This is a genomic window from Photorhabdus sp. RM96S (assembly GCF_042879335.1).
Classification (GTDB): Bacteria; Pseudomonadota; Gammaproteobacteria; order Enterobacterales; family Enterobacteriaceae; genus Photorhabdus; species Photorhabdus kayaii.
Genome location: NZ_JBHFKT010000149.1, coordinates 1 through 686, shown reverse-complemented (window position 1 = coordinate 686; position 686 = coordinate 1). Strand labels below are relative to the sequence as shown.

1 protein-coding gene is annotated in these 686 nt (G+C 59.2%); it reads left to right on the top strand.

All coding sequences use genetic code 11. From position 1 onward, the window contains the following. Positions 1-686, top strand: a 686-nt coding sequence (locus ACGF49_RS24685) for a hemagglutinin repeat-containing protein (protein ID WP_387493359.1), incomplete at both ends; no start/stop codon positions are given.

Genomic DNA, 686 nt, shown 5'->3' with positions numbered 1-686 from the left:
AACAAAGGCAGCACGGTAGGCAGCAGCCAGGGCAGTGTGACATTCAGCGCCGGAAAACAGCTCAACCTTCACGGCAGTGATGTCGTGGCGGGCCGCGATACGCAACTTTCCGGCCAAAACATTAACATCACCAGTGCGGAAAACAGTCATACCGCTGTCACTAAAACCGAACAGAAACAAAGCGGCCTGACCGTGGCGCTGTCCGGCACCGCAGGCGGGGCCCTGAATTCCGCAGTTCAAACGGTTCAAGCCGCCAACAATGAAAGTGACAGCCGAATCAAAGCCTTACAAGGCACCAAAGCCGCTCTTAGCGGAGTACAGGCAGTCCAGGCTGCTCGTCTGGCCGACGCTAAAGGCGGTGACGACAAAGCCAATAACAACCTGGTGGGTGTCAACCTCTCCTACGGCAGCCAGTCCTCCCGGTCAGAACTGAAACAGCACCAGACCACTCAGCAGGGCAGCAGCCTGACGACCGGGGATAATCTCACCCTCACCGCTTCCGGTACTCCAGACCAGCACGGCGATATCCGCATTCAGGGCGGCCAGTTGCAGGCGGGCAAAGACCTGCAACTCAATGCCAGCCGGGATATCCAGCTCTCCTCCAGCCAGAACACCGAACAGACCACCGGTAAAAACAGCAGCCGCGGTGGCTCACTGGGCGTCGGTTTGACTGCCGGACCGGGGGG